The following is a 26,082-nucleotide window of genomic DNA, read 5'->3' on the forward strand; positions in this document are numbered from 1 at the left end:
TTAAGCGCGGCAAAGGATCTCTTCTAAAAGAGGCTCAGGAACGTTAGCATAAATCCCCGCTTGGCCTAGGCCTTCGGGTAACACTAACCTAAGCTTACCTTGAAGCACTTTTTTATCACGACGCATATGCTTAATAAACTGTTCAAAACCCATGTTATTAGGCGCTTGGATAGGCAGGTCGAAAGCGGTAAAGAGTTTTGCGATTCGCTCGACAACACTTTGCTCTACCAAATCCATTTTACAAGCAGTTTGAGCCGCAAGCACACTACCAGCAGCAACCGCTTCACCATGCAGCCAGACACCGTAACCCATTTCGGCCTCAATAGCATGGCCAAAGGTGTGGCCGAGATTAAGTAATGCCCGCACCCCTTGTTCGGTTTCATCTTGGGCGACGACATCTGCTTTTATCTGGCAGCAGCGAGCAATCGCATACTGTAATGCCGACTCATCTAACCGCTTTAACTCAGCGACATTATCTTCAAGCCAACAGAAAAAGGCCTGATCCCAGATAATACCGTACTTAATCACCTCTGCCATTCCGGCTGCAAATTCTCTCACCGGTAGTGTGTTTAAACACTGTGTATCTATGACCACTAGTTGCGGTTGATAAAAAGCGCCGATCATATTCTTCCCTAAGGGATGATTAACCGCTGTTTTGCCGCCAACAGAAGAGTCAACTTGGGATAATAAGGTTGTTGGTATTTGGATGAAATCAACTCCGCGTTGGTAACAGGCCGCTGCAAAGCCAGTCATGTCACCGATAACGCCGCCGCCCAGTGCAATAAGCACAGTATCTCGCCCCATATTCTGCGACAGCAGTGAGGTCAAGATATCATCCAGTGTTGCTAACGTTTTGTACTGTTCACCGTCGGGTAAGATGACCGGTGTCGCACATTGAAAAGGAGTTAATAGCGCCTGTACCCTTTCAAGGTACAGGGGCGCTACTGTATCATTACTGACGATAAGCACTTTTTTATTCTGGAGGTATAACTCGAATAACTCGGGCTTCTCCAGCAGATTCGGGCCAATATAAATCGGGTAACTACGTACACCAAGTTCAACCTGAATCCGTTCCATGCTTCCGCCTAATGATTAAAAACCTAACTGTTCAATAATTTGATTGGCAACCACTTTCGCACTCTGTTCATCGGTTTTCACGATGACATCGGCAATCTCTTCGTAAAGAGGGTTACGCGTTTCAGCAAGTTTTTCTAACACTTCACGAGGGTCATCTACTTGTAGTAACGGACGACGCTTATCTCGTTGCGTACGCGCAACTTGCTTGTCGATAGTCGTCTCTAAATAGACCACTATGCCACGAGCAGAAAGATTGTTGCGAATATCTTTACTCTCGATTGATCCGCCGCCAGTTGCTAAAACAATACCTTGTTTTTCAGTTAAGTCAGCGACAACTTGTGTTTCGCGACGACGAAAACCTTCTTCGCCTTCAACGTCAAATACCCACGCAATATCCGCACCAGTGCGGTTTTCAATTTCTTGATCTGAATCGTGGAATTCTAAATGGAGCATCTGCGCCAGATGACGACCTATAGTGCTTTTACCAGCCCCCATAGGACCTACTAGGAAAATATTACGTTTTTCAGCCATTGCTTTACGTCTGAATCTTATATGAAGTTTGCCTACGCCAACCAGAAAATCAGGCCGACCTTAAATGTTACCTTGCTCTAATGAGACTTGACCATGGATTATCTCAGTTATCCCACCTTAAAGGCAAGTGATGCGAGTAAATTCTGTGAAATTATACTCCCCCACTAAAAAGCCAGCGTTTATACGCTGGCTTTTTTACTATAGAGCATAGGTAGTTACAAATCTTCTGAAATGATTTTTGGGGTTACGAAAATCAATAACTCCTGGCGTTCATTTTTATCAGAAGTGTTTCTAAACAGGTAACCCACAAAAGGAATATCCCCTAATACAGGCACTTTGCTGACACGGTTGATCAGTTGCTGCTGGTAAATACCACCTAATACGATAGTTTCACCATGATCGACAAGCACCTGAGTACCAATACGTTGAGTATCGATAGATACCGCTTGCCCTAGCGGTGTATCAACCACTTTACCTTGTGAATCCTGCGTGATTTCAAGATCCAAGATCACTCGGTTGTCCGGGGTGATTTGCGGTGTCACGCGTAGCGACAACACCGCTTTCTTAAATTGCACTGTGGCCGCACCACTTGAAGCCGACTCGACATAAGGGATCTCGACACCTTGCTCAATATAAGCCGCCTTTTGATTAGAGGTCATAATGCGCGGGCTGGCGATGATTTCACCTTTGCTTTCTTGCTCAAGCGCACTCAACTCGAGATCCAGCAAGGTACCATCGGCCAACTTAGCCACATGAAATGCAATACTTGCAGGATTGGTAGCTGCTGCGGGTAGGTTAACATTGAGACGATCGCCAATATCGGGAACGATACCATTGGCAATATCATTGGCTCCGCCCAAACTACCTGAAGTGCCTTTACTGCCTTGCTGATCAGTGATGCCCCAGCGAATACCTAAGTCTTCAGAGACGTCATCTTTCACCGTGACCATGCGTGACTCGATCAAAACCTGACGAATCGGAATATCTAATACTTCGATTAAACGATGAATATTTTCTAAACTTTCTTCGGTGTCTTTAACCAGCAAGGTGTTGGTGCGCTCATCGACCGCAACGGTACCGCGTGCAGATAATAAACTCGAAGTATCTCCTTTCAACAATGCGGCAATGTCGAGAGCTTTAGCATAATTAATCTGTAAATATTCAGAATAAAGCGGAGCAAGCTCTTTCACTTCTTGCATATTTTTAAGCTCTTGGCTTTCACGTATTGCCATCTCTTCCGCTGGCGCAACCATTAAAATGTTACCTTCGATGCGCTTATCTAAACCCTTAGTTTGCAGAATTAAGTCTAACGCTTGATCCCAAGGTACATCATCGAGTCTCAGGGTAATATCCCCCTCGACAGTATCACTGGTCACTAAGTTAAAGTTGTTATAGTCGGCAATAATTTGCAATACGGTTCGAACAGAAATACTTTGGAAGTTAAGTGACAGCGAGCGTCCCTCATATTTTTTCTCTTCTTTTACAACGTTATTCCGTACCGCCTTATTCACACTTAAGCGAAACAGATCACCTTCTTGCTTATAGTTATAATCATATTGGCCATCAATATTGAGTAATATGCGAGTGGTTAATTCTTCTTTGAAAGTTTCAAAGCTTCTAACAGGAGTGGCAAAATCTTGCACATCCATCACATACAATAAGTTGGAGCCAATATCCGTGTTATATAATTTGAGCTCTAATTTGGCCCCCACCTGTTCAACATTGGCGGCAACTGAAGCGTTATTTAGTTTAACCAATAACTCACCACCACCCTCTGTCGTACGACGAAAATCGATATTTTTGATGCCATTAACAAATGGATTAACCGCACTTTCACTGCGGTTAGCAACTTCATCATTAATCGTTAGCCTATAGGTATTACCTAACACTTTACCTTGATACGCTTTTACCTTAACCAAGTCCACCAGCACATTTAGCCTGTCACTGTCTTGTAACATAGAGACTGATTTAACGCCTACATTATCGACAGGTAATCGCGACTTTTCTAAACCTGATAGGCTGTCATCGAATCCCAAAATAATTTGGGCCGGCGACGCATTGAGATTAATATCTGGCTCTGTAACATCGTCCTCAAATATCAACTGTAATTCGAGCTGGTGATCAACGACTGAGTGATACTTAACATCCACTAAGCGGTTTGCAGCTGAAGAATACGGCGCCACACCTAATATTAACGCTAGGCCTAAGGCCGCATTAAATAAAGGTGACATTTTTAGTAATGCATTTCTCACGGCAGAAGATTCCATCTTTCCCCTTATCCTTCGCTTGTTATTCACCAGTGAGCTCCATGTTGCTTAATCTTTCAGCCCAGCAACCTGAACCATCAGGAATTAATTCTATTATTTCGACTGTTTGCGGTGTTACTTTAGCAATTCGCCCGTGATACAACCCTAAATACTCACCGATACCTAATCGATAAACACTGCCATCGTTTGTTTCTATTAGTGCCCAAATCGTTTCCTTTTCACTTAACGTACCACGCATTTTTAAATTATCTAACGCATAGGTTTCTAATCGTCCTTTACGGCGTTTTAAATCTGGTTGGAGGCAATCTTTTGTCGTATCGATAACCTCTTCAGTTAATTCACGTGATGGTGGCACAAATGGGCTGCGCATCAAATGGGCTTGATAGACAAAATGTTCAAATGTCGGCGGTTGTTTTAATGGCGGAACATAAGCGACATGCTGCGCCTTAGTTGTGGTCACAAACTCCTCTATATCGCTGCGATCCCCCATACAACCTGTTAAAGCAATAATTAACACTAACCAGGGTAGCTGTTTCATTACTTAGCCCCCTTGGCATTTTTATCGTTAGGTAACTGAACACCTTCTTTAAAACGATAAGTCTTAGCTAAGATCTCCATCGCTAACTGCCCCTGGTCGCTCCGCTTAATCACGAAATCATGTAAGCTCACGATACGAGGTAATTTGGCCACATCACTTACCAACTGCCCCATCTCATGGTAATCCCCTGTCACCGACATACTAATGGGGAACTCGATATAGAAATCACGTTGGATCTCTTCTTGCCATTCGAGGCTTTCGATCCCCAAACCCGAGTCGGTGGCAACAAACGTAAGATCATCTAGCAATCCTGGCATTTCATTTTGCGAAGGTAACATTTTAAGTAACTCAGCAAACTGAACTTCCATCTCGGTAAGTTGCTCACGATATAATTTAAGATTAGCCGCTAATTGATATTTCGCTTTGAAATCATCTCGCAGTGTGAGTTCTTTATCTTGTTCGCGATTTAACGTATCGATGGCATCTGAAACAAATAAGAAGTAACTAGCAATAAAGATAAGAATTGCCAGTAACGTTGCAAAGACAACTTTAACCTGAGTTGGCCAACCCCCAATGTTTTCAAAGTCGACATCGTTAAATTCACTCAGATCGAGTTTCATTTGCTCGCTCCTTGGGCAGTATTACTTTCTGCACTCTCGTCACTAATAGAAACACGTAAACTGAATCGCTGTAGTTGGCGCATCGCTTCATTTTGAGAAACGATAGACTGCATATTAGGATCATGAAGCCATAATGATGTTGTCACTTTACGCATCATATTGGCCACATTGTTATTAGATTCACTCCGCCCTTCTATCCATAACAAGCTGCCCTTCTTTTCGATACTTGATAGGTATATTCCAGGAGGGACAATGCGCACCAGTTCATCTAACACATGTGTCGGTAAATTTCGCGCCTGCTGTAAATTAAGAATAATCTCGGTACGACGTTCAATATCTTTTTTACGCTCACGAATTTTCTTAATTTCGGCTATCTGCGTTTCTAATAATTGAATTTCAGATTGCAAATAGGCATTTCTGCCACGTTGCTCTTCGGTCATCATATCGATGACCATTAACGCCGCATAAACCAGTAGTGAAGCGCCGATAAAAACAGCCATTAATATGCCTAAATAATCGCGTTTATGTTTTTCTCGTGCCTCTTCTCGCCATGGAAGTAAATTTATGTTCGCCATTGAGAGTAACTCCTAAGCGCTAATCCACACGCAACCATATATTTATTAATTGTTGGCTGCAGGCGCGTTTTAATTTCATCATCGGCATGCAAACAACCTGCAAAGGGGTCGGCAATTACGCTTTGTACACCCAGCTCATTGGTTAATAAGTTGGCCATACCTTCGAGTTTTGAGGTGCCACCGCACAAGAGAATATAATCGACTTTATCTTTACCACTGGAGGTACAGTAAATTTGTAATGTACGTTTTATTTGTTGTAATAACTGATTTTGAAAAGGAGATAGCACTTCGAACATATAATTGCGAGGAAGAGAACCTTCAACCTTAGCGGTTTCGGCCTGGTCATGAGACATGCCATAAAATGATAAAATTGATTGAGTAAACTGCTCACCACCAAACGCTTGTTCGCGAATAAAGGTCGTCTCTCCGCCTTCAACCACTGAAAAAGTGGTCATATTGGCACCAATATCCACCAGCGCAACGATTTTATCTTTTCCACCGTCAGGTAGTTGTGCTGCCACTAACTCAAACGAACGCCCTAAGGCATAACCTTCGATGTCGACGACTTTAGTCTCAAGATTAATATCATCCAAACTATCGACTCTGGCATCAATATTTTCGGTTCGACAAGCGCTAAGTAATACATCCACTTTTGAGGGATCGGTACTATTCACATTGAGCGTTTCAAAATCGATACTGACCTCATCGAGTGAATAAGGGATCAAGTTATCGGCTTCAATCTCAATTTGAGTCTCCATCTCTTCTTCGCTAAGCGAAGCGTCCATGTAGATAACCTTTGTCATCACCGCCGATCCCGATACAGCAACGGCAGCGTATTTGACCGATTTCGGTAATGCACGCTTAATCAATTTAAGCGACTCTAAAACGGCATCGGTATCGCGCACTTCATGATCGTTAACGGCTCCTTTTTTTACAGGTACCGCTGCATGACTCAATATTTTATAACCATCAGCAGTCTTACTCAGCAGGATTGCTTTAATTTCGTGAGAACCGATATCGATACCCACCATCTGCGGAGCCTGACGCTTCCATAAATTTGAAAGCATAATATATCGCCACTTTATTGTTATAATTTCAAGAATTAGATTAGCACAAAATCAATCTGTTATAGCTATTTGTACAAAATGTTTATCACTTTTACAATTGCCATTTTTTTGACAACCTTTTTTGCTTCACCAATAGCCTCTCGCCTTATATACTGTTGTGCCTGCTCTATTTATTGGAATAATCTGGTGAAGTGGTTTAAACGAATTATTATCGCGCTATTTAGCCTCACTCTTTTGGGAGTAGGTGCTATTGCCGCTGCATATTTTTATGTGCTTCCCGATCTACCCGATGTTACCACCCTTAAAACGGTAAAATTGCAGACTCCGTTACGAATTTACAGTGCCGATGGCAAACTCATCTCACAGTTTGGTGAAAAACGTCGTATCCCAGTTGAATATGAACAGGTACCCCAACAACTGATAAACGCAGTACTGGACACCGAAGATGCGCGTTTCTTTGAGCACAAAGGGATCGATCCTATCGGTATCGTTCGTGCAGCCTTTATTTTGGCGACTACGGGCAAAAAGAGCCAAGGGGCCAGTACCATTACCCAGCAGGTCGCCAGAGGCTTTTTCTTATCCAGAGAAAAAACCTACATCCGAAAAATTAAAGAGATTTTTTTAGCCCTTAAAATTGAGAAAGCACTGAACAAAGAAGAGATCCTCACCCTCTATCTCAATCGTTCATTTTTAGGTAACCGAGCCTATGGTGTAGGCGCTGCGGCTCAAGTCTATTACGGTAAGGAGCTCGCGCAACTCACCTTACCCGAAATGGCAATGATTGCCGGTCTGCCGCAAGCGCCATCCGCAGCTAACCCCATTCGCAACCCCGTTCGCGCCATCAATCGTCGTAACTGGGTACTTAGCCGCATGCTCGAAAAAAATAATATTACCGAACAGGAATACTTAGCAGCGATAGCCGCTCCTATTACTGCGGAATATCACGGCGCAGAAGTTGAGCTGTACGCCCCCTATATATCTGAAATGGCACGTGATTACCTAGCAGAAAAATATGGTGAAGAAGAAGCATACACAGGTGGATATAACGTTTACACCACAATTGATTCAAGGCTACAACAGCTAGCACAGCAAGCCTTAAGAAATAATGTTTACGCTTATGATGAGCGCCACGGCTACCGCGGTCCAACCAAGGTACTGTGGCAACCAGCCGCTGCCATACCAGCAAACGAAAGCATTATCGAGCAGCTCAAACAAACACAAGGTTTCCAAGGATTAGAACCGGCAGCCGTGCTTAAAGTGGGTGAACAAAGTGCCCAAGTACTTACCGCAGAGGGACAGATAATTACTCTAGAGTGGCAAGGATTAAAATGGGCACGTAAGTTCATAAGCAACTCACGTCAAAGCCGTGCCCCTAAAGCAGCGAGCGAGATATTAAATGTCGGTGAGCAAATTTGGATCCGCCACGCAGAGACTTGGCAGCTATCTCAAATTCCAGAAGTGGCTAGCGCCATTGTCTCTCTTGATCCACATAACGGCGCCATCAAGACCTTGGTTGGCGGCTACAGTTTCCACACCAGCCAATATAATCGCGTCACCCAAGCGAAACGTCAGCTGGGCTCTAACATTAAGCCGTTTATTTATACTGCCGCGCTAGAAAAAGGCTACACCCTCGCGACCTTGATTAATAATGCGCCCATTAATAACGCCGACATCCGTCAAGGCACAGCATGGCGACCTAAAAATTCCCCCGACAGATACACAGGCCCGACTCGCTTACGTGTTGGCCTAGCCCAATCCATTAACGTCATGTCTGTTCGAACCATGCGTTATGTCGGCTTAGAAGAGACCATTGATACGTTAGTTCGTTTTGGTTTCGATAGAGAAGATATGCCCAAAAATGAGTCATTAGCATTGGGCTCACCTTCGGTAACACCATTGCAGGTGGTCACCGCGTTTTCGGCGTTCGCTAATGGAGGTTATCGCGTCGAGCCCTACTATATCGACCATATTGATAACGCCTACGAACAAACGATTGAACAGTCAAATCCGACATTTGCCTGTACCCCCGAAATCGACGATACACCTAATGATACCTTGCCTGCATTGATCACAGCGACAGAACTGACCACCAGTGCAGAGACAACTAATGAATTATCTCAAGCGGTAAGCGTAAATGGTTGCCCTATTGAAGCGCGTCATGCCGAGCGCATTATTTCAGAGCAAACCGCTTTCTTAATTACCGATGCACTTAAAAGTGTTATTTGGGGCGGGGGTGATTGGCGCAAAGGCACTGGTTGGAACGGCACCGCATGGCGCGCCGCTCGCGTAGTGAACCGACGTGATATTGCCGGTAAAACGGGTACCACCAACGAATCTCGTGACACCTGGTTTAGTGGTTTCAATCCAAAACTGGTCACCACGGTGTGGGTTGGGTTCGATGATCACAGCAAAGAGCTGGGACGCACCGCTTGGAACGCTAATGGTGAAAAAGATCAAATATCGGGCGCCGAAGCCGGAGCAAAAACGGCTGGACCGGCCTGGAACGAGTTTATGAAAAATGCACTCGCCAATACGCCTGAAGAGCCGTCGCAACCTCCGAAGGGGATTGTATCGGCGCGCATTGATTTAGCCACAGGTAAGCTTAGCCGCAAAACTGACCATACCAGTGCGTTTGAATACTTTGTCAGTGGTACCGAGCCTACTGAGATGGCTACCGAGCCACAGCAGCAAGATGATATTTTTATCGATGATGCCGTAGAAGAGCTATTCCAGTAAGCGATGCAAATAGGCAATTAGGCCTCATTGAAGCCAGGATCTTGACCATAAAAAAACCTGCCACGGCAGGTTTTTTCATATAAACGCAATAACGATAACGGTTATACCAACTTAGCACTCAGCGCTGCTTTGACTTGCGCTAATGCTGTGCCACCTAAAGCTTCACGCTTAGCCAAGCATGAATCGATAGTCAGGCATTGGTAAACGTCTTGCTCAATCACGCTGGCAAAGGTCTGTAAGCTAGATAGTGTAAAATCTTCAATCGGCTTTTGCTCAGCAATCGCGGCCACGACTACCTCCCCGACCACATGGTGCGCCTCTCTAAAAGGCATCCCTTTAGCAACCAGATAATCCGCCAGTTCAGTCGAATTCGCATATCCTTGCTGCGCAGCCCTAAGGGTATTTTCACGATTCACCTTTAAACCAGACAACACTAACGCCGCCATTTCTAAGCAAATGGACCAGCTATCCATGACATCAAATAGCCCCTCTTTGTCCTCTTGCATATCTTTATTGTAGGCTAGCGGTAGCGCCTTCATGGTGGTTAAAATCCCCACTAAGCTGCCGTAAACGCGGCCAGTTTTACCCCGAATCAGCTCTAATGCATCTGGGTTTTTCTTTTGTGGCATCAATGATGAGCCAGAAGTGACTTGATCATCTAACTCGATAAAACCCGCCTCTCCGCTATTAAAGAAGATTAAGTCTTCGGCCATACGGCTTAAGTGCATCATGCTGATCGACGCATCGCTACATAATTCAATCACATGGTCTCTATCCGAGACAGTGTCTAAACTGTTCAGGGTCGGTGATGCGAACCCTAACGATTTCGCCAGCGCATAACGATCCATAGAATAAGCCGTACCCGCTAGCGCACCTGTGCCCAGAGGGCAAGTATCGGCGCGTTTCAACGCATCCTCTAAGCGACTAATATCACGCTCGAACATCTCAACGTAGGCTAAACACCAATGACCAAATGCCACGGGCTGAGCACGTTGAAGATGGGTGTAGCCAGGCATAACAGCATCGAGCTCACGTTCGGCTAAATCCAGTAAGGCACTTCTAAGTTTACCCAACAAACCTAATAGGCTTTGCCCCTCTTTTTTGCACCATAACTTAAGATCGGTGGCCACCTGATCATTACGCGAACGACCCGTATGCAATTTTTTACCTAAGTCGCCCACCTTAGCGATCAGTGATTGCTCGACGAAACTGTGAATATCTTCAGCACCAGAGGCCAAAATTAACTCAGGCTTGTCGTTAACTTCATCGAGAAGCTGATTAAGCGCACTTTTTAATTCGATACATTCAACATCAGTTAAAATACCAACCGAGGCGATCGCATCGGCCCACGCAATCGAGCCCACAATGTCTTCTTCGATCAAGCGATAGTCAACGGGCAACGAATCGTTAAAAAGTTTAAACAGTGCACTGCTCTCTTGGCTAAATCTTCCACCCCATAACGCCATCTCGATATCCTCTTCATTCGGTAAAAATACAGGGGCGATAACTCGCCCCTTGCAAGCGGTAAACTGATTAAATTACTTAGCGTTTAATGCTCTAATGCGGCTAGCTAATGAATATAAACGAATGAAACCTTCAGCATCTTTCTGGTTATAAACGTCATCTTCACCAAAGGTGGCAAAAGCTTCTGAATATAGGCTATTGGGAGAACGCTTCTTCACTGCCTGTGCTTGCCCTTTATAGAGCTTAATCACCACTTCACCGTTAACCAGATTTGCCAGCGGCTGCGATGCCCCCAGCAGTGATTCACACAGCGGCGTAAACCAACGACCGTCATAAACCAAATGAGCCATTTGCGCGCCCACTTGCTCACGCCATTCACGACTACTCTTATCTAGCACTAACTCTTCAATCGCCCGCAGCGCGGCAAACATCACTGTGCCACCTGGAGTTTCATAACAGCCACGTGACTTCATCCCCACCAAGCGGTTTTCGGTAATATCGATACGGCCTACACCGTGTGCCGCGGCAATGGTGTTAAGTGTCATGAGCGCCGCATACGGTGATAATGCTTCACCGTTAACCTTGGTGACGCGGCCAGCTTCCACCTCGATTGACACATATTCCGCTTCATTTGGGGCATCTTCTGGCGCCACCGTCATGGTCCAAACCCCTTTACTTGGCTCGTTCCATGGGTCCTCTAGTTCACCACCTTCGTGAGAAATATGCCAAGCATTAGCGTCGCGGCTATAAATCTTAGTCGCCGAAGCTGTGGTTTGAATATTTCGCTCGGCAAGGTAGTCGAGCAGATCTTCCCGGCTCACCATCTCCCACTCACGCCATGGCGCAATCACTTTCAGATCGGGAGCCAGAGCAGCAAAACAGCCTTCGAAACGCACCTGATCATTGCCCTTACCCGTACAGCCATGGCATAAAGCATCGGCGCCTACTTTACGAGCCACTTCCACTTGAGCCTTGGCAATAATCGGTCTAGCCATAGAAGTACCCAGTAGATATGTCCCTTCATAAATGGCCCCCGTGGCAATAGTGGGATAGATATAATCGGCCACCAGCTCTTCTTTTAAATCGACAATATGGCACTCTGATGCACCCGAAGCGATAGCCTTCTCATGTAACCCCTCAAGCTCTGCTTCACCCTGCCCAACATCGGCACAGAAAGCGATGATTTCACAGTTATCGTAGGTCTCTTTTAACCAAGGGATAATTGCCGAAGTATCTAAACCGCCTGAGTAGGCCAATACCACTTTTTTTACTGCTGTTGTTTCGTTACTCATGACTCTTTCCTAATGATGTATTCATGAACGCCAAGGCATTCAATGGTGTTGTAGGGGAAATTAATTAACTTAATAGTGTCACTAATACGGCATTTTGTGCATGCATACGATTTTCGGCCTGCTGTAAAATCAATGACCCTTCGCCATCGACCACATCGGCAGTTACCTCTACGCCGCGGTAAGCTGGTAGGCAATGCATAAAATATTTTGCTCCAGCCTTTTGCATCATGGTGCTATTAACCTGATAAGGGCCAAATTTATCGTTAATGTCATCGAGGCTGGTGTTGTCGCCCATGGAGATCCAAGTATCGGTATAAATCGCATCGTGACCGGCAATCTTGTCAACATCTGTGGTTAACATTAACTCGCCACCGTGAGCCGCGGCAATTTTTTGCGCTTCGAGTACAACCTTGCCATCGGGGAAATGTCCCTGAGGACAGATAACCGTCATGGTGGCCCCCAATAATGCCGCGCCGTACATCAAGGAGTGAGTCACATTGTTACCATCGCCAACATAAGCCAATTTAAGTTGACTCAAATCGTCAAATTGTTCTGCCAAGGTAAGAAAATCGGCTAAGCCCTGGCAAGGGTGATACATATCCGATAAGGCATTAATTACAGGTACTGTACCGTGCTCGGCAAGCGCCTCAACGGTTGAATGTAAGAAGGTTCTCGCCACAATCGCATCGGCCCAGCAAGAGATGTTAGCGGCAAAATCTGACACGGGTTCACGCTGGCCTAAGGCACCATTTTGTTGATCTAAATAGACACTATGACCACCGAGTTTATTGATACCGATATCGAAGCTAACACGAGTGCGTAGTGAAGGCTTTTCAAATAACATCACCACACTCTTACCGTCTAATGCGGTGCGGTAGTCACTAGGATTCGCTTTGATCGTTTTAGCCAATGACAGTAATTCCACCAACTCTTGTTGGCTCAGCTCTTTAATCGATAATAGGTGGTTCATAACTCTACTCCTGAAAATAAAAATCCTTGGCGAATATGCAATCAAGGTTATTGCGGCAGTACTTGAGTACCGATGGCTTCACCTTGCACCAATGCCGCTAACTGAGCACTATCGCGCCATGAAGCAACCTGCACGGGTTGCCCCAACCACTGCGCCACTTCTAAAGCCGCTTCTACTTTAACTTTCATGCCTTTGTCGATAACACCTTGGCGAGTCAACTCAGCGGCTTCGGCCTTATTCAAAGAGGTAATAAGCTGCCCTTTACCATCAAGTACGCCGCTCACATCAGACAGTAAAACTAATTTGCCATTAACCAATTTAGCTAAAACGGTTGCTGCCTGATCGGCATTGACATTTAATAGCTGACCTAAGTCATCCACAGCAATGGAGCTGACGATGGGCATCCAGCCTTGTGCCAAAATAAAATTCAGATAGGTCGCATCTTTTGGGCTAACTTCGCCGACAAATCCCAGCTGCTCATCCTTTATCTGCGCCGAGACAATACCGCCATCGGCTAGGCTCATGCCTACGCAGGTCACACCGGCTTTAACTGCCGCCGCCTGTAATATCTTGTTGGATGTCCCTGCTAACGCCCCCACGACTATCGGTACCTGCTCGGCTGGCGTGACCCGTAAACCGTCAAGCTTAACGGTTTGCATGCCATTGGCGGCCAATTGCTCATCCACCAAACAACCACCACCGTGCACCATAATGACAGCTTGTCCTGTTTTGATAATATTGGCTGCTGTGGTCATTAAGCGAGCCATTCCCATTTCGCACTGTAATAGCGCGCCACCGACTTTAAGTACTAAAGGTTGCTGTGAAGATATCATGGCTATGCTCTCGTGAATTTGATTATGAATAATTAAAGTGAATCTTTATGCATTGATGAGCTTGGCTAGCTGCCCCTTTCATCAAATTATCGATTGCACTCGCCACTACGAGGTACCCCGTTTGTGCATCGAATTTCCAACCTAATAAACAGTTGGGCGTCAGCACGACATCATCGATCTTAGGAAATTGATGTTGATATACATGAACCAGTGGGCATTCATTGTAGACGCTATACGCATTGGCTATGTCGGCTTCAGTCACCCCGGTTTTAAGCTGCACCGTAATCGTGGCTAAAATCCCACGTTTAAAGTTACCAAGATGCGGCGTGAAGATAACTTCTTTACCCAACTGAGTTGCAATTTCTGGTTGGTGCCTATGCCCTAACACGCCATAAGGAGTGAGGCTTACTTCGCAAAAGCTGGTGTGCAGCTGCGCCTTTCTCCCGGCGCCAGTCACTCCGCTGACCGCGTTGATCACCGGCAGGCTTTCACCTAGTAATGCAGCTAATGGCTTTAGGGCTGTCAATGAAGCGGTAGGATAACAGCCTGGTACAGCAATCATTTTACTGTTTGCAATTGCAGCATGATTCCATTCAGCCAACCCATAAACCGCGTTAGCAAGCACCTCTGGATATTCATGTTCAAAACCATACCATTTAGGGTATTGCTGCGCATCGGCAAACCGATAAGCACCACTTAAGTCAAACACCGTTAACCCTTGAGCATAAAAGTAAGCGGCAAGATGCAAACTGACACCATGATCAGTCGCCAACACGACAGCATCGGCCTCTGCAATTATTGTCTGCTTAGCAGCTTCAGAAAGCGGTAATAGCGGTAAGGTGATATGGCAATATACAGGATATAAATCGGCCAGGGCTTTGCCCTTATCGAGACTGTTTTCAGACACATACAGACCTTGTATCTGTAACTCTTTATCGGCCTGAATTAATGCAGTTATCTGTGCACCTGTGTATCCACTGGCGCCAATTATTGCGATGTTTTTCATACTTATAGACTTCTTATTAATTAACCATAAAGGAAAAAGAGGGGGCACTACTTAAGCCCTGGTAGAGATACCAACATGACAAGTTTATCGTCGCAGGAAGTTTGTGTAGCTAACCTTATAATCCGTTTTTAAGTATGAAATCTTCATTTGTCGTCTCAATAATACACTTGTAGATAAAGGCGCTGGCCTTAAGTTGCTTGATAGATTATCACGAGAAATTATTTATGCAACATGCGTGAATATATATTTATAGTGATTTTTGCGAAAATGGGTCATAACTGATGCTTTTTTGGCTAGTTGATACTCAACCCAGCCCTAGGATAGTAGCCGATAACTAGGCTACCGCCATAAAGCCCGCAGCAATCCCAAAACAGGAGTGATAATGCAATAACAATGCAACTTAAGTGTCGCTAAGCAGTGATGTGAAGCACATAAGTTTGTAATATCCAGATATGCTATCTTGACCGCAGCCTAATTGGCTGGGTATTGTGAATGATTAATTTAGAGGTATGGAGCATTTATGGCTGATATGTACGCATCGTTACGATCCAATGTAGGGACTTTAGGTCAGATCTTAGGCGATACCATTCGCACCCACTTGGATGAGCCATTTTTAGATAAAATTGAACAGATTAGGCACTTGGCTAAAAGTTCACGCCAAGGAGATGATGCGGCAAGAGAGCAGATGCTGACGCTATTAGCCGCCCTTCCCGATGATGAGTTAGTGCCATTTGCCAAAGCCTTTAATCAATTTTTAAACCTTGCCAATATTGCCGAGCAGTTTCACACCATCAGTAGAAATTGCGACGAATTAGTCTGCGTGCCCGATCCTGTAGAGCAGTTGCTCGGGCGGATGCTTAATGGACGAGTTGATCAAGACAAAATGCTCGAGTGCTTACAAACACTCGATATCGATTTGGTACTGACAGCCCATCCAACTGAAATTTCTCGACGCACGCTGATACAAAAATACTCGGCAGTCGTCGACATTCTCGCAGCCTTAGAAAACCCACAGCTCACCGAGCGCGAAAAAAAGCAGAACCACCTTAGATTACGCCAACTGATCGCGCAAATCTGGCATACCAATGAGATCCGCCATGAACGCCCAACACCCGTCGATGAGGCCCGCTGGGGATTGAGCACTATTGAAGCGTCATTGTGGCAGGCCATTCCAGACTTTTTACGTCAACTCAATGAACAAGTTGAAGAGCGTACCGGCAAACAGCTGCCCACCAATATCGCCCCAGTGCGCTTCTCAAGTTGGATGGGAGGAGACCGTGATGGCAACCCCTTTGTTACCGCAAAAATTACCCAAGAAGTCTTAGATCGTAACCGTCATACGGCGGCAAGACTCTACCTTAAAGATGTGGTGCTGCTGGTCAATGAACTGTCAATGGAAGAGGCGAACGCAGAGCTGTCAGCACTCACTAACCATAGTCATGAGCCTTACCGAGATGTGCTGCGAGACTTAAGACAAAAATTACGCGATACCATAGATTACCTAAACTTGCGACTCGAGGGGCATTCTCCCGAAGTGGACTTAAGCACCCTCATTTGGCATGAAGATGATCTAAAGCAGCCGCTTACTTTGCTGTACAACAGCCTCACAGAGTCAGGCATGAGCCTGATTGCTAACGGCTTATTGCTCGACATGCTGCGCCGTATCGCTTGTTTTGGCATCCACATGCTAAGACTCGACATTCGCCAAGATGCTCAGCGCCATAGCGATGCCATCGCCGAACTTACCCGCTACTTAGGCTTAGGGGATTACCACCACTGGGATGAACACGAAAAACAAGCCTTCTTGCTTAGAGAACTTACGGGTAAGCGCCCACTCATCCCGCATAATTGGCAACCCAGTGATGATGTGGCAGAGGTCTTAAGCACCGTTAGATTGGTCGCCAATCAGTCAGCTAAAGCGCTGGGTTCCTATGTGATCTCCATGGCCAGCCAACCCTCGGATGTGCTAGCCGTACTGTTATTGCTAAAAGAAGCCGGCTGTCCGCACCCCATGCGTGTGGTGCCATTGTTTGAAACCTTAGATGATCTCAACAATGCCTCAAGCTGCATGTCAGCGCTATTTAATATCGACTGGTATCGTGGCTACTGTAAAGGTAGTCAAGAGGTGATGATAGGTTACTCAGATTCAGCCAAAGATGCCGGTGTTATGGCAGCAGCTTGGGCACAATATCGCGCTCAAGAGCAGCTAGTACAAATATGTAAACGAGCCGATATTAAACTCACTTTGTTCCATGGTCGTGGCGGCACCATTGGCCGTGGGGGCGGACCGGCACACAAAGCGATCTTATCCCAACCGCCTGGCTCAGTAGATGGACGCATCCGCGTAACAGAACAAGGTGAGATGATCCGCTTTAAATTTGGCCTTCCCAAATTAGCGGTACAAAGCTTAGCACTCTACACCTCGGCCGTGATGGAAGCGACGCTCTTACCACCGCCTGAGCCTAAGCCTGAGTGGCGTGATGCTATGGAGCGGCTAGCAGCCGATTCGGTTAAAGCCTATCGTGGGATAGTCAGAGACGAACCTGACTTTGTCGCCTACTTCCGTGCAGCAACCCCCGAGGTAGAACTGGGTAAGCTACCATTAGGAAGTCGTCCGGCCAAACGCCGTGTAGATGGCGGAATTGAGAGTCTTAGGGCGATCCCATGGATCTTTGCTTGGTCACAGAACCGCCTTATGCTGCCAGCGTGGTTAGGCGCAGGCGAAGCCTTACAAGCGGCAGCCGATCGCGGCGAGCTAGCACTACTACAAGAGATGGAGCAGCAATGGCCATTTTTTGAAACTCGTATCTCTATGTTAGAGATGGTCTATGCCAAGGCCGAACCTAATCTAGCTAAATATTACGAAACCTGCTTAGTACCCAAAGAGTTGCACCATCTTGGTGAGGAGTTACGCAGCAGAATGGCCACGGGTATTAAGGCGGTGTTAGCGCTGACTCAAGCAGAAATCTTGATGTCACATACCCCATGGAATCGAGAATCGGTTGAGCTTCGTAACCCTTATATCGATCCCCTAAACTTTTTACAGGCAGAGCTACTGGCCCGAACCCGCAAAGATGAGGCCGCATCAAGCAATGTCGAATTAGCCCTAATGCTCACCATTGCAGGCGTTGCAGCAGGCATGAGAAATACCGGTTGATGAACCTTTTGCGCATAGCGATGCTGAGTATTTTGCTGCTATTGACTGGGTGCGCCAGTCAATACAGCATCAGCGAAAAACAACTCAGCAACTATCTTAATGATGCTATACATTTCGACACCAAGCAGGGTAATACCCTGTTTGGCATTGAAATGCGCGTTAATGATGTGGCTGTGAAATTAGGGCATAAACCTGACATCATGGCCATTACTGCCAGTAGTACAGTTAAGGTACGTAACCCCTTGATGCCACTCACGGCAAAGTTAACCACACAATTTGAAGCCAAGCCTTGGTATGACGCCAACACCCACAGTGTGTATCTACGCCAACTGCGTTTGGTTGAAGTCGCCTCAACGCCTAAAGATATCGAAACAGCTATCGCACCCATAGCGCCACAACTGATGGGGTTTTTAACCCACTTTCTTGAGACTCAACCCGTTTATGTGCTCGATACCCAACAAAGCAATCAGGCATTAATTGCCGATATGACCCAACGAATTGAGGTCACTCCGGGTAAATTAAAACTGATTTTTAAAAATTAAAAATATACCTTAATCACTATTCCACTCTGTGGTAATAACCATAATCAACAATCACGGCTTGCTGTAACAGTGCGCGTCGTAACATATCGAAAGCTACCGCAGTGCTTAGGGCGCGTACGAGCTCCCTAGATCGTCCCGGAAACTTGAGCATTTGACTATAGGTGCCACTTTCCGTGGCCAGAGCAATAGCGACAGTACCTACTGGCTTTTGCTCTGTCCCCCCATCTGGACCAGCAATGCCACTAGTTGCCAAAGCATAATCACTGTTTAAAAGACCTCGCACACCTTGCGCCATCTCTGTGACAGTCGCAATTGAGACAGCCCCATGCTCATCGAGTGTTGTCGATTTAACCCCGAGCACTTTAATCTTAGACTCGTTACTGTAAGTGACTAATCCTTGGTGTAAATAACCAGAACTCCCTGCAAAAGCCACAAGGTTACTAGCGATCATTCCCCCCGTACAAGACTCTGCCACACTCAAACTGCATTCTTGCTCAAGGAGTTGCTGATGCACGACCTTAGCTAATGAATCACTATTATCCGCCACCACACACACACCAAGTTGCTGCTTTATAACAGTTACAACCTCAGGTAATTGTGCAATCGACTCGGCCCCACGAGCAAATAATTTAATTTCGATATACGGCATAAACGAGCGATAACCTAAAGTCAGCCCCTCCGGTAAACTTAACTCCTCGAGTTGATTAGCCAATACGGATTCACCACTGCCAATTGTTAGCAATTTATACACTTCAACTTCGACACGGGTATCGCTCTGTTGCTTAACAAACGGAATAAATTGCTCTTCAACCATACGTTTAAATTCAAATGGCACGCCCGGCGTAAAGAATAACCAAGCTCGATTGAGCTTTACCCGAAAACCACAAGCCGTGCCCACTGGGTTATCAACCATGATTGCCGACTCAGGTAGCAGCGCCTGTTTAAGGTTACTCGGCGGCATTTGACGACCATTGCGTGTGAACCACTCTTCAAGACGAGCGCGCCATTTAGCACACTCGACCAATGATTCACCTTTGGCCTTGGCCATCGCTAGCGAAGATAGATCATCACTGGTCGGCCCTAAGCCACCATTAACCAAAATAATATCAGCGTGTTGGCTTCTTTCTTGAAAGACCTGTACCAAATCATCCAATCTATCGCCAACGGTGACACGTTGCTGCATCTCTATGCCATGATCCATCAATGCATTGGCTACCCACGCGGCATTGGTATCTACAATCTGTCCAGAAAGCACCTCTTCACCAGTGCAAATCATCTCTATTTTCATATCTATCCCTTGAGACCACGTACTTATCTTGCCATAAGGTAGGCAACACAAGGCTCAATAGCAATACAATTTTCGAGCGATAGACAGCTCCTCTAGGTAGTATCGACATTAATGCGCTGACTCGTCACCATCAAAAATCCCTGAGCGCAGTTATAACCACTTCACACCCGATATGCCTTGGGCTGCCTATATGAATATGGCAAGCACAGAGATACTAGAAACAGACAAGGTAAGCCAAAATACCAACAAGCCTGCTGCGTTAACAACATGCAGTATCAACTCTCTTTCGAGCACTCTTATATGCATTCACTTTTAAAATGAAATCAAAAATGGGTTTGTGATGATCTACTTAGAGCTCGCCCACACCATGACCCGGCGCAGACCTATATAGATGTAGGAAATAACAGGAATAATTGACTCCCAAGCCAGTATCAAGTTTTGTTTGATAACTGCAGATGTCTCACTCCTCCCCATGTTCGAGTAATAATTTCAACAACGGTTAAACGAAAAATCCCCCTCACAGAGTGCTTGGGAGTCCGCTAGCGACAGTCGACCGCCAAGAATGGCGGAAGTGCCAATATGGTATGGGGCATTTATCGACCGACATCGGAGTGATTCTTTCACGGGAGCGTAGAAAGCAAAAAGCCCTAGCGTATTATGCTAAGGCTTTTTGCTTTATTAGACCAACCTGACGTGAAAGCAGGATATGCTCACGAGTTTGTGGCATTGGACCATCTGTAGAAGCAACTACTAGGATAGCGCCGTCCATCTGTGCAGCACCAGTGATCATGTTTTTAACATAATCCGCGTGACCTGGGCAGTCTACGTGTGCGTAGTGACGAGTTGGAGTGTCATATTCGATGTGAGAAGTATTAATTGTAATACCGCGCTCACGCTCTTCTGGAGCGTTATCGATTTGTGCGAAGTTACGAGCTTCACCGCCATATGTCTTAGTCAATACAGCAGAGATTGCTGCAGTAAGAGTGGTTTTACCATGGTCAACGTGACCGATGGTGCCCACGTTTACGTGAGGTTTGCTACGTTCAAATTTTTCTTTAGCCATGGTATTGCCCCAATTAGAGATACTTGGTGATGAAATCTACATACAACAAAAAATCCGATGCATTTTATGTCATCGAATCGATTCATTAAGATAATTAGGGGACTTTAGCAGGAGCTGAAGGCAGTTATCGAGAACTGACCCTTTTAGATGGGATTGCTCTTAGATATGGGCACAATCAGCGAAAATTGGAGCGGATGGCGGGAATCGAACCCGCGTTATCAGCTTGGAAGGCTGGAGTAATACCATTATACGACATCCGCGCAACCTAACTAAGGTTACCTAACTACCTAAAAAATGGTGGAGGGAGAAGGATTCGAACCTTCGAAGGCTGAGCCGTCAGATTTACAGTCTGATCCCTTTGGCCACTCGGGAACCCCTCCAGAGAAATGGTGCCGGCACCAAGAGTCGAACTCGGGACCTACTGATTACAAGTCAGTTGCTCTACCAACTGAGCTATGCCGGCGTGTCATTTCGGTAGCGGATATTAGGGAATCATGAGCACAAGTGCAATAGCTAATTTGAAATATCTATAAAAAAAACGCTTAAGCGGCGCTTTTTCCACCAAAAGCATCACTTGCTGTGCACTATTCAGGCAGAAAAGAGTCATTACTTATTCCCTGCTGTAGGAATAGCATTTTTGCAGTTGTTCACATAAAGACGATGGTGTACTGTGCGTTGCCTAAGGGGAGATTTATCCATGTTAGCCACTAATCAAATTCACAATGCGCTTTATCTTGCTTTCGAGCGCCAGCAATGGGCTGAACTACGAAAATCGGTACCACTCACCCTCAGTGAAGCAGATCTCGAAGACTTACGCGGTATTAACGAATCTATCTCACTCGATGAAGTCACCGATATTTACTTACCTCTTAGTCGACTATTAAACCTTATCATCGGTGCCAAACAACAACGCGGCCTAGTATTAAGCCAATTTATCGGTCGAGAGCCCCCTAAACGCCCTTACATCATTAGTATCGCTGGCAGTGTTGCAGTGGGTAAAAGTACCACTGCACGTATCATGCAAGCCTTATTAAGGCAGTGGCCTGAACACCCAAAAGTCGACCTGGTCACCACTGATGGTTTTTTATATCCATTAGCAGAATTAAAGCGTCGTGGTTTACTGCAACGTAAAGGCTTTCCCGAAAGCTATGATATGAAGATGTTAGTCGAATTTATCTCCAAAATAAAAGCCGGCGAAAGTACAGTCCACGCCCCCATCTATTCACACATAACCTACGATAGAGTTGCCGATACTCAACAAGTTATTGAACAACCCGATATTCTTATTATCGAGGGGTTGAATGTCTTGCAAACCAGTCAAGACAGCCATGTAGCAATCTCACAGCCTTTTGTATCTGATTTTGTAGACTTTTCTATCTATGTGGATGCGGATGAGTCACTGCTGAAACAGTGGTATATATCGCGATTCTTACAGTTTAGACAGGGAGCATTTAGCGATATAAATTCATATTTTCATCACTATTCAGATCTCAACGATGCTGAAGCTACTCGTATCGCTGCCAATATTTGGGACAGTATCAATGGCCCCAATCTTAATTTAAATATCTTACCGACCCGCGATAGGGCACATCTGATTTTAAGCAAAGGCACTGATCATATGATGAATCAGGTGCTGTTACGTAAATAGGACAATATAGAGCGAGCATTGCTAATGTATGTTTAACTGTGCCTTAAAGTGGACGCATCGATATTTCACCGCCAACATACGCCTTTATACCATTCCCGTTATCAAGCAAAATGGCTCCCTGCTCATCTATGCCACAACAGATACCTTCTACGCTATTATCGCCCATCAGCAACTTAACCACCTTACCGTCAAATAAATCGGCTTCTCGCCAACGTTGTTTAAACGCCTTAAGTCCTTGCGATTCAAACAAACTAAGATCGCTCACCAGTTGCTGCTGCAGCGCTATCATTAGTTCTGTCTTGTCAGGTTGTTGGCTTAACTCAGACAGATCACTCCAAGGCTGATCAATCTTATCCGCCTGTGCTGCCGACATCGAAAGGTTAATCCCTATTCCAATAACCAAATTACATTCATAGTCAGCCTGACCACTCATCTCAATGAGAATACCGGCTAATTTTTTATGATTAAGATAGATATCATTAGGCCACTTAACCCCGATCCCATCGACGCCTAACCTACGTAATACTGAGACTAATGAACAGCCCACCACAAGGCTCAACCCCATTGCTTGCGACATACCTTGTGAAAATTGCCAATAAAAAGATGTGTATAGATGGCAACCATAAGGTGAAACCCAAGTGCGGCCTCTTCGACCTCGCCCTGCCGATTGATGCTCGGCAACACAAATATCACCACTGCTGAGCTCATTGACATGATTTAATAAAAACGCATTCGTGCTATTGATATCATTAAAGTAAAAACAACGACCTTTAATTTGCGCCTTCAAACGTTGCTCATCGATAAGAGATAATGGAGTCGACAACTTATAGCCTTTCCCTTTAACACTATAAATATCGACCCCAAATTCTTCTAGACTTGCCACATGCTTACTGATGGCAGCCCTTGAGATCCCAAGCTCATGAGCGAGTGCTTCTCCAGAAACAAACTCTCCACCTGCGAGTGATTTAATAATTGCACGTTTACGCAGCCATTGTTCATGCATCATTTAATTCCCTTTCCCCTACTGCACCGATGATACGTGGCTCAACCTCTAAATAAACCGAATATATTTGATTAACCCGCTGTATCACCTCACGCGCTAATGTACAGACGTCAGCCCCTGTGGCTTTGTCGACATTTACGATAACCAAGGCTTGTTTTAAATGTATGGCCGCCCCACCAATAGCGTGGCCTTTCAACCCCGCATTCTCGATAAGCCAACCCGCAGCTAACTTTACCTTATCAACATTCACCGGGTAGCCAACAATAGCAGGATACTCTTGCTGTAATTGAGTAAAGTGTTCACTAGATACGATAGGGTTTTTAAAAAAGCTACCCACATTACCTAATGCCGCCGGATCAGGCAGCTTACTGCTACGAGTCGCGCAGATACAATCAAAAATCATTGTTGGTGTCAGGGTAGTGGCAGATAATTGTTGTAATGGACCATAACTTAAATTTGGGCGCCACTCTTTTTCTAAGCGAAGGCCCACATTTAAAATCACCGCTTTATCTTTTAATGTCGATTTAAAAATCGAATCCCGATAATCAAATAGACATTGCTCGGCATCGAGGCGAACACGCTCACCAGTGGTAAGATCTAAATATTCCACCCACTCACAAAACTGCGAAAAATCAGCGCCATATGCGCCTATATTTTGGATAGGAGCAGCTCCGACAGAACCTGGGATTAAGGCTAGATTTTCTAAACCTGGCATATTATGCGTTAAACAAAATTGTACTAATTCATGCCAATTCTCACCTGCAGCCACCGACAAATGAAAACAGTCTTGATCCTCAACAACATTAATGCCTTTAGTCGCAATAAGCACCACGATCCCCTTAAAACTATCAGTTAACACGATATTGCTACCGCCACCAATAGCCAATAACGGCCGCTTTTTATTAGCAGCATCAAGGCAGGTATCGATGAGTTGTAGCTCATCTGTCGCTTTAATTAAGTGCTCACAACTGACATCTATACCCAGAGTATTATGCGTGGCTAATGAATAAGTAATAATGGAGTCCATAATTCTGATTGACATGACAAAACGCTATTGTAACCGTTAGCCTCATTTTTATCGATCAGATCTCAAGACAGATTACCTCCCAAGTCATGTCATAAACATATCAAATCTCATTTGGCCAATATAAATACATGCAGAGTACTATCACTCGTAATATGTTCAATTGAAAATAATAGATCACCAACTCCATAGTCATACATTTAGCGTATGCGGATGATGTTATCCAGTAAATAGCGATTTCGCCTATTGCGCTAGCAAAGACATTATCGATTGACATTCACATCTGGTATTGGCAACTCTTTTCGAGCACTCTTATATGCATTCACTTTTAAAATGAAATCAAAAATGGGTTTGTGATGATCTACTTAGAGCTCGCCCACACCATGACCCGGCGCAGACCTATATAGATGTAGGAAATAACAGGAATAATTGACTACCAAGCCAGTATCAAGTTTTGTTTGATAACTGCAGATGTCTCACTCCTCCCCATGTTCGAGTAATAATTTCAACAACGGTTAAACGAAAAATCCCCTTCACAGAGTGCTGGGGAGTCCGCTAGCGACAGTCGACCGCCAAGGATGGCGGAAGTGCCAATATGGTATGGGGCATTTATCGACCGACATCGGAGTGATTCTTTCACGGGAGCGTAGAAAGCAAAAAGCCCTAGCGTATTATGCTAAGGCTTTTTGCTTTATTAGGCGTCTTATCATGGTCAGCTTCGAGCTAGCTCTCCGCGTTCAGGTCCAGCATCAAGCTGCGCTTAATAAGCGCAGACGCTGCCCCCTACGACCGCCAAGGATGGCGGAAGTGTCGGTATTGTCTGGAACATTTATCGACCTCCACATGGTTTTGAGCCTCACTACGTTCGGACTTTTTATTTCCCCATTTTCGAGTGATAATTTCAATAGCGGTTAAACGAAAAAAGCCCGTTGCATTAGCAACGGGCTTTGACGTATTAGGCATCTGGAAATGACCTACTCTCACATGGGGAGACCCCACACTACCATCGGCGCGATCGCGTTTCACTTCTGAGTTCGGGATGGGATCAGGTGGTACCACAATGCTATGGTTTCCAGACAAATTCTTACTGGTTAATTGTCCGTCTGACGGCATTGTTTCCTCGCTACAGTGCTCATGTACTAAAGTACACTCCGCGCCTCGCTCGTTACGGCTTTGTCAGCCAAACAATTACCTGCGTAATTAACCAAAATTATAAATTTAGAAAGCTGTTTTAAAATTGAGTCACACTAAATCAAGTGTCTGTATTCTTTCGCTAAAGTTAACCATTAACTCGAAACCCTTTTGGGTTGTATGGTTAAGCCTCACGGGTCATTAGTACAAGTTAGCTCAACGCCTCACAACGCTTACACACCTTGCCTAT

The 26,082-nt window shown here is 45.3% G+C and carries 19 protein-coding genes, 3 tRNA genes, 1 rRNA gene and 1 pseudogene; 4 read left to right on the plus strand and 20 right to left on the minus strand.

Going from position 1 to position 26,082, the window contains the following annotated elements; genetic code table 11:
* The 7 genes from aroB to DVO77_RS15190 form a co-directional block, all read right to left on the minus strand.
* Complete coding sequence (aroB, locus tag DVO77_RS15160; RefSeq protein WP_119978908.1) at positions 1-1,077, minus strand: 3-dehydroquinate synthase; 1,077 nt, start codon at positions 1,075-1,077, stop codon at positions 1-3.
* A 15-nt stretch (positions 1,078-1,092) separates the two neighbouring features.
* Entirely contained in the window at positions 1,093-1,608 is a 516-nt protein-coding gene (gene aroK, locus DVO77_RS15165) for a shikimate kinase AroK (RefSeq protein WP_110459006.1), read from the minus strand.
* 215 nt (positions 1,609-1,823) lie between these two features.
* Positions 1,824-3,875, minus strand: coding sequence for a type IV pilus secretin PilQ (locus tag DVO77_RS15170; RefSeq protein WP_110459005.1), 2,052 nt, complete (start codon positions 3,873-3,875; stop codon positions 1,824-1,826).
* Between the two features lie 22 nt (positions 3,876-3,897).
* The gene (locus tag DVO77_RS15175; RefSeq protein WP_110459004.1) at positions 3,898-4,413 is read right to left on the minus strand and encodes a pilus assembly protein PilP; all 516 of its coding nucleotides are present in this window, start codon (positions 4,411-4,413) and stop codon (positions 3,898-3,900) included.
* Positions 4,413-5,033, minus strand: a complete 621-nt coding sequence (locus DVO77_RS15180) for a type IV pilus inner membrane component PilO (RefSeq protein ID WP_110459003.1) — start codon at positions 5,031-5,033, stop codon at positions 4,413-4,415. Before DVO77_RS15180 ends, DVO77_RS15175 begins: the two co-directional genes overlap by 1 nt.
* The gene (locus DVO77_RS15185; protein ID WP_110459002.1) at positions 5,030-5,608 is read right to left on the minus strand and encodes a PilN domain-containing protein; all 579 of its coding nucleotides are present in this window, start codon (positions 5,606-5,608) and stop codon (positions 5,030-5,032) included. Before DVO77_RS15185 ends, DVO77_RS15180 begins: the two co-directional genes overlap by 4 nt.
* Positions 5,596-6,675 carry a pilus assembly protein PilM gene (locus tag DVO77_RS15190; protein WP_110459001.1) on the minus strand — a complete coding sequence of 360 codons (1,080 nt, stop codon included), beginning with the start codon at positions 6,673-6,675 and terminating at the stop codon, positions 5,596-5,598. The genes DVO77_RS15185 and DVO77_RS15190 overlap by 13 nt, the downstream gene beginning before the upstream one ends.
* Positions 6,676-6,861: 186 nt before the next feature.
* Here DVO77_RS15190 and DVO77_RS15195 point away from each other — a divergent pair, with 186 nt between their 5' ends.
* Complete coding sequence (locus tag DVO77_RS15195; protein ID WP_119978909.1) at positions 6,862-9,411, plus strand: penicillin-binding protein 1A; 2,550 nt, start codon at positions 6,862-6,864, stop codon at positions 9,409-9,411.
* A 101-nt stretch (positions 9,412-9,512) separates the two neighbouring features.
* Here DVO77_RS15195 and argH read toward each other — a convergent pair whose 3' ends face one another.
* The 5 genes from argH to argC form a co-directional block, all read right to left on the minus strand.
* Positions 9,513-10,877 (minus strand): argininosuccinate lyase, encoded by a 1,365-nt coding sequence (gene argH / locus DVO77_RS15200; protein WP_119978910.1) that lies wholly within the window; start codon positions 10,875-10,877, stop codon positions 9,513-9,515.
* 72 nt (positions 10,878-10,949) lie between these two features.
* Positions 10,950-12,167 (minus strand): argininosuccinate synthase, encoded by a 1,218-nt coding sequence (locus DVO77_RS15205; RefSeq protein WP_110458998.1) that lies wholly within the window; start codon positions 12,165-12,167, stop codon positions 10,950-10,952.
* Positions 12,168-12,231: 64 nt separating this feature from the next.
* Positions 12,232-13,137 carry an ornithine carbamoyltransferase gene (locus tag DVO77_RS15210; RefSeq protein WP_119978911.1) on the minus strand — a complete coding sequence of 302 codons (906 nt, stop codon included), beginning with the start codon at positions 13,135-13,137 and terminating at the stop codon, positions 12,232-12,234.
* Positions 13,138-13,184: 47 nt separating this feature from the next.
* A complete protein-coding gene (gene argB / locus DVO77_RS15215; protein ID WP_110458996.1) occupies positions 13,185-13,970 on the minus strand; it encodes an acetylglutamate kinase in 786 nt (261 codons plus the stop codon).
* Between the two features lie 22 nt (positions 13,971-13,992).
* Positions 13,993-14,976, minus strand: coding sequence for an N-acetyl-gamma-glutamyl-phosphate reductase (gene argC, locus DVO77_RS15220; protein ID WP_119978912.1), 984 nt, complete (start codon positions 14,974-14,976; stop codon positions 13,993-13,995).
* A 520-nt stretch (positions 14,977-15,496) separates the two neighbouring features.
* On the opposite strand from argC, the gene ppc reads away from it, so the two are divergent.
* Positions 15,497-18,133: a phosphoenolpyruvate carboxylase gene (ppc, locus tag DVO77_RS15225; protein ID WP_119978913.1), complete on the plus strand. Its 2,637-nt coding sequence runs from the start codon at positions 15,497-15,499 to the stop codon at positions 18,131-18,133.
* The gene (locus DVO77_RS15230; protein WP_119978914.1) at positions 18,133-18,675 is read left to right on the plus strand and encodes a YceB family lipoprotein; all 543 of its coding nucleotides are present in this window, start codon (positions 18,133-18,135) and stop codon (positions 18,673-18,675) included. The genes ppc and DVO77_RS15230 overlap by 1 nt, the downstream gene beginning before the upstream one ends.
* A gap of 16 nt (positions 18,676-18,691) precedes the next feature.
* On the opposite strand, the gene DVO77_RS15235 is transcribed toward DVO77_RS15230, so the two are convergent.
* From DVO77_RS15235 to DVO77_RS15255, 5 genes and pseudogenes are all read right to left on the minus strand, one after another.
* Positions 18,692-19,963, minus strand: coding sequence for a CinA family nicotinamide mononucleotide deamidase-related protein (locus tag DVO77_RS15235; RefSeq protein WP_119978915.1), 1,272 nt, complete (start codon positions 19,961-19,963; stop codon positions 18,692-18,694).
* A gap of 679 nt (positions 19,964-20,642) precedes the next feature.
* A pseudogene (locus DVO77_RS15240) lies at positions 20,643-21,026 on the minus strand (GTP-binding protein); the annotation flags it as partial.
* Between the two features lie 186 nt (positions 21,027-21,212).
* Positions 21,213-21,286 (minus strand) — tRNA-Gly (locus DVO77_RS15245).
* 35 nt (positions 21,287-21,321) lie between these two features.
* Positions 21,322-21,406, minus strand: a tRNA-Tyr gene (locus tag DVO77_RS15250).
* Positions 21,407-21,413: 7 nt separating this feature from the next.
* Positions 21,414-21,489 (minus strand) — tRNA-Thr (locus DVO77_RS15255).
* Positions 21,490-21,723: 234 nt separating this feature from the next.
* On the opposite strand from DVO77_RS15255, the gene coaA reads away from it, so the two are divergent.
* Positions 21,724-22,674 (plus strand): type I pantothenate kinase, encoded by a 951-nt coding sequence (gene coaA / locus DVO77_RS15260; RefSeq protein WP_110456986.1) that lies wholly within the window; start codon positions 21,724-21,726, stop codon positions 22,672-22,674.
* Between the two features lie 43 nt (positions 22,675-22,717).
* On the opposite strand, the gene birA is transcribed toward coaA, so the two are convergent.
* The 3 genes from birA to rrf form a co-directional block, all read right to left on the minus strand.
* The gene (gene birA, locus DVO77_RS15265) at positions 22,718-23,677 is read right to left on the minus strand and encodes a bifunctional biotin--[acetyl-CoA-carboxylase] ligase/biotin operon repressor BirA (protein WP_110456987.1); all 960 of its coding nucleotides are present in this window, start codon (positions 23,675-23,677) and stop codon (positions 22,718-22,720) included.
* Complete coding sequence (gene murB, locus DVO77_RS15270) at positions 23,670-24,719, minus strand: UDP-N-acetylmuramate dehydrogenase (RefSeq protein ID WP_249038189.1); 1,050 nt, start codon at positions 24,717-24,719, stop codon at positions 23,670-23,672. The genes birA and murB overlap by 8 nt, the downstream gene beginning before the upstream one ends.
* A gap of 943 nt (positions 24,720-25,662) precedes the next feature.
* Positions 25,663-25,778: ribosomal RNA gene (gene rrf, locus DVO77_RS15280) — 5S ribosomal RNA — on the minus strand.
* Positions 25,779-26,082 lie beyond the last annotated feature (304 nt).

The sequence above is a fragment of the Shewanella algidipiscicola genome, from assembly GCF_003605125.1.
In the GTDB taxonomy this organism is placed as follows: Bacteria; Pseudomonadota; Gammaproteobacteria; order Enterobacterales; family Shewanellaceae; genus Shewanella; species Shewanella algidipiscicola.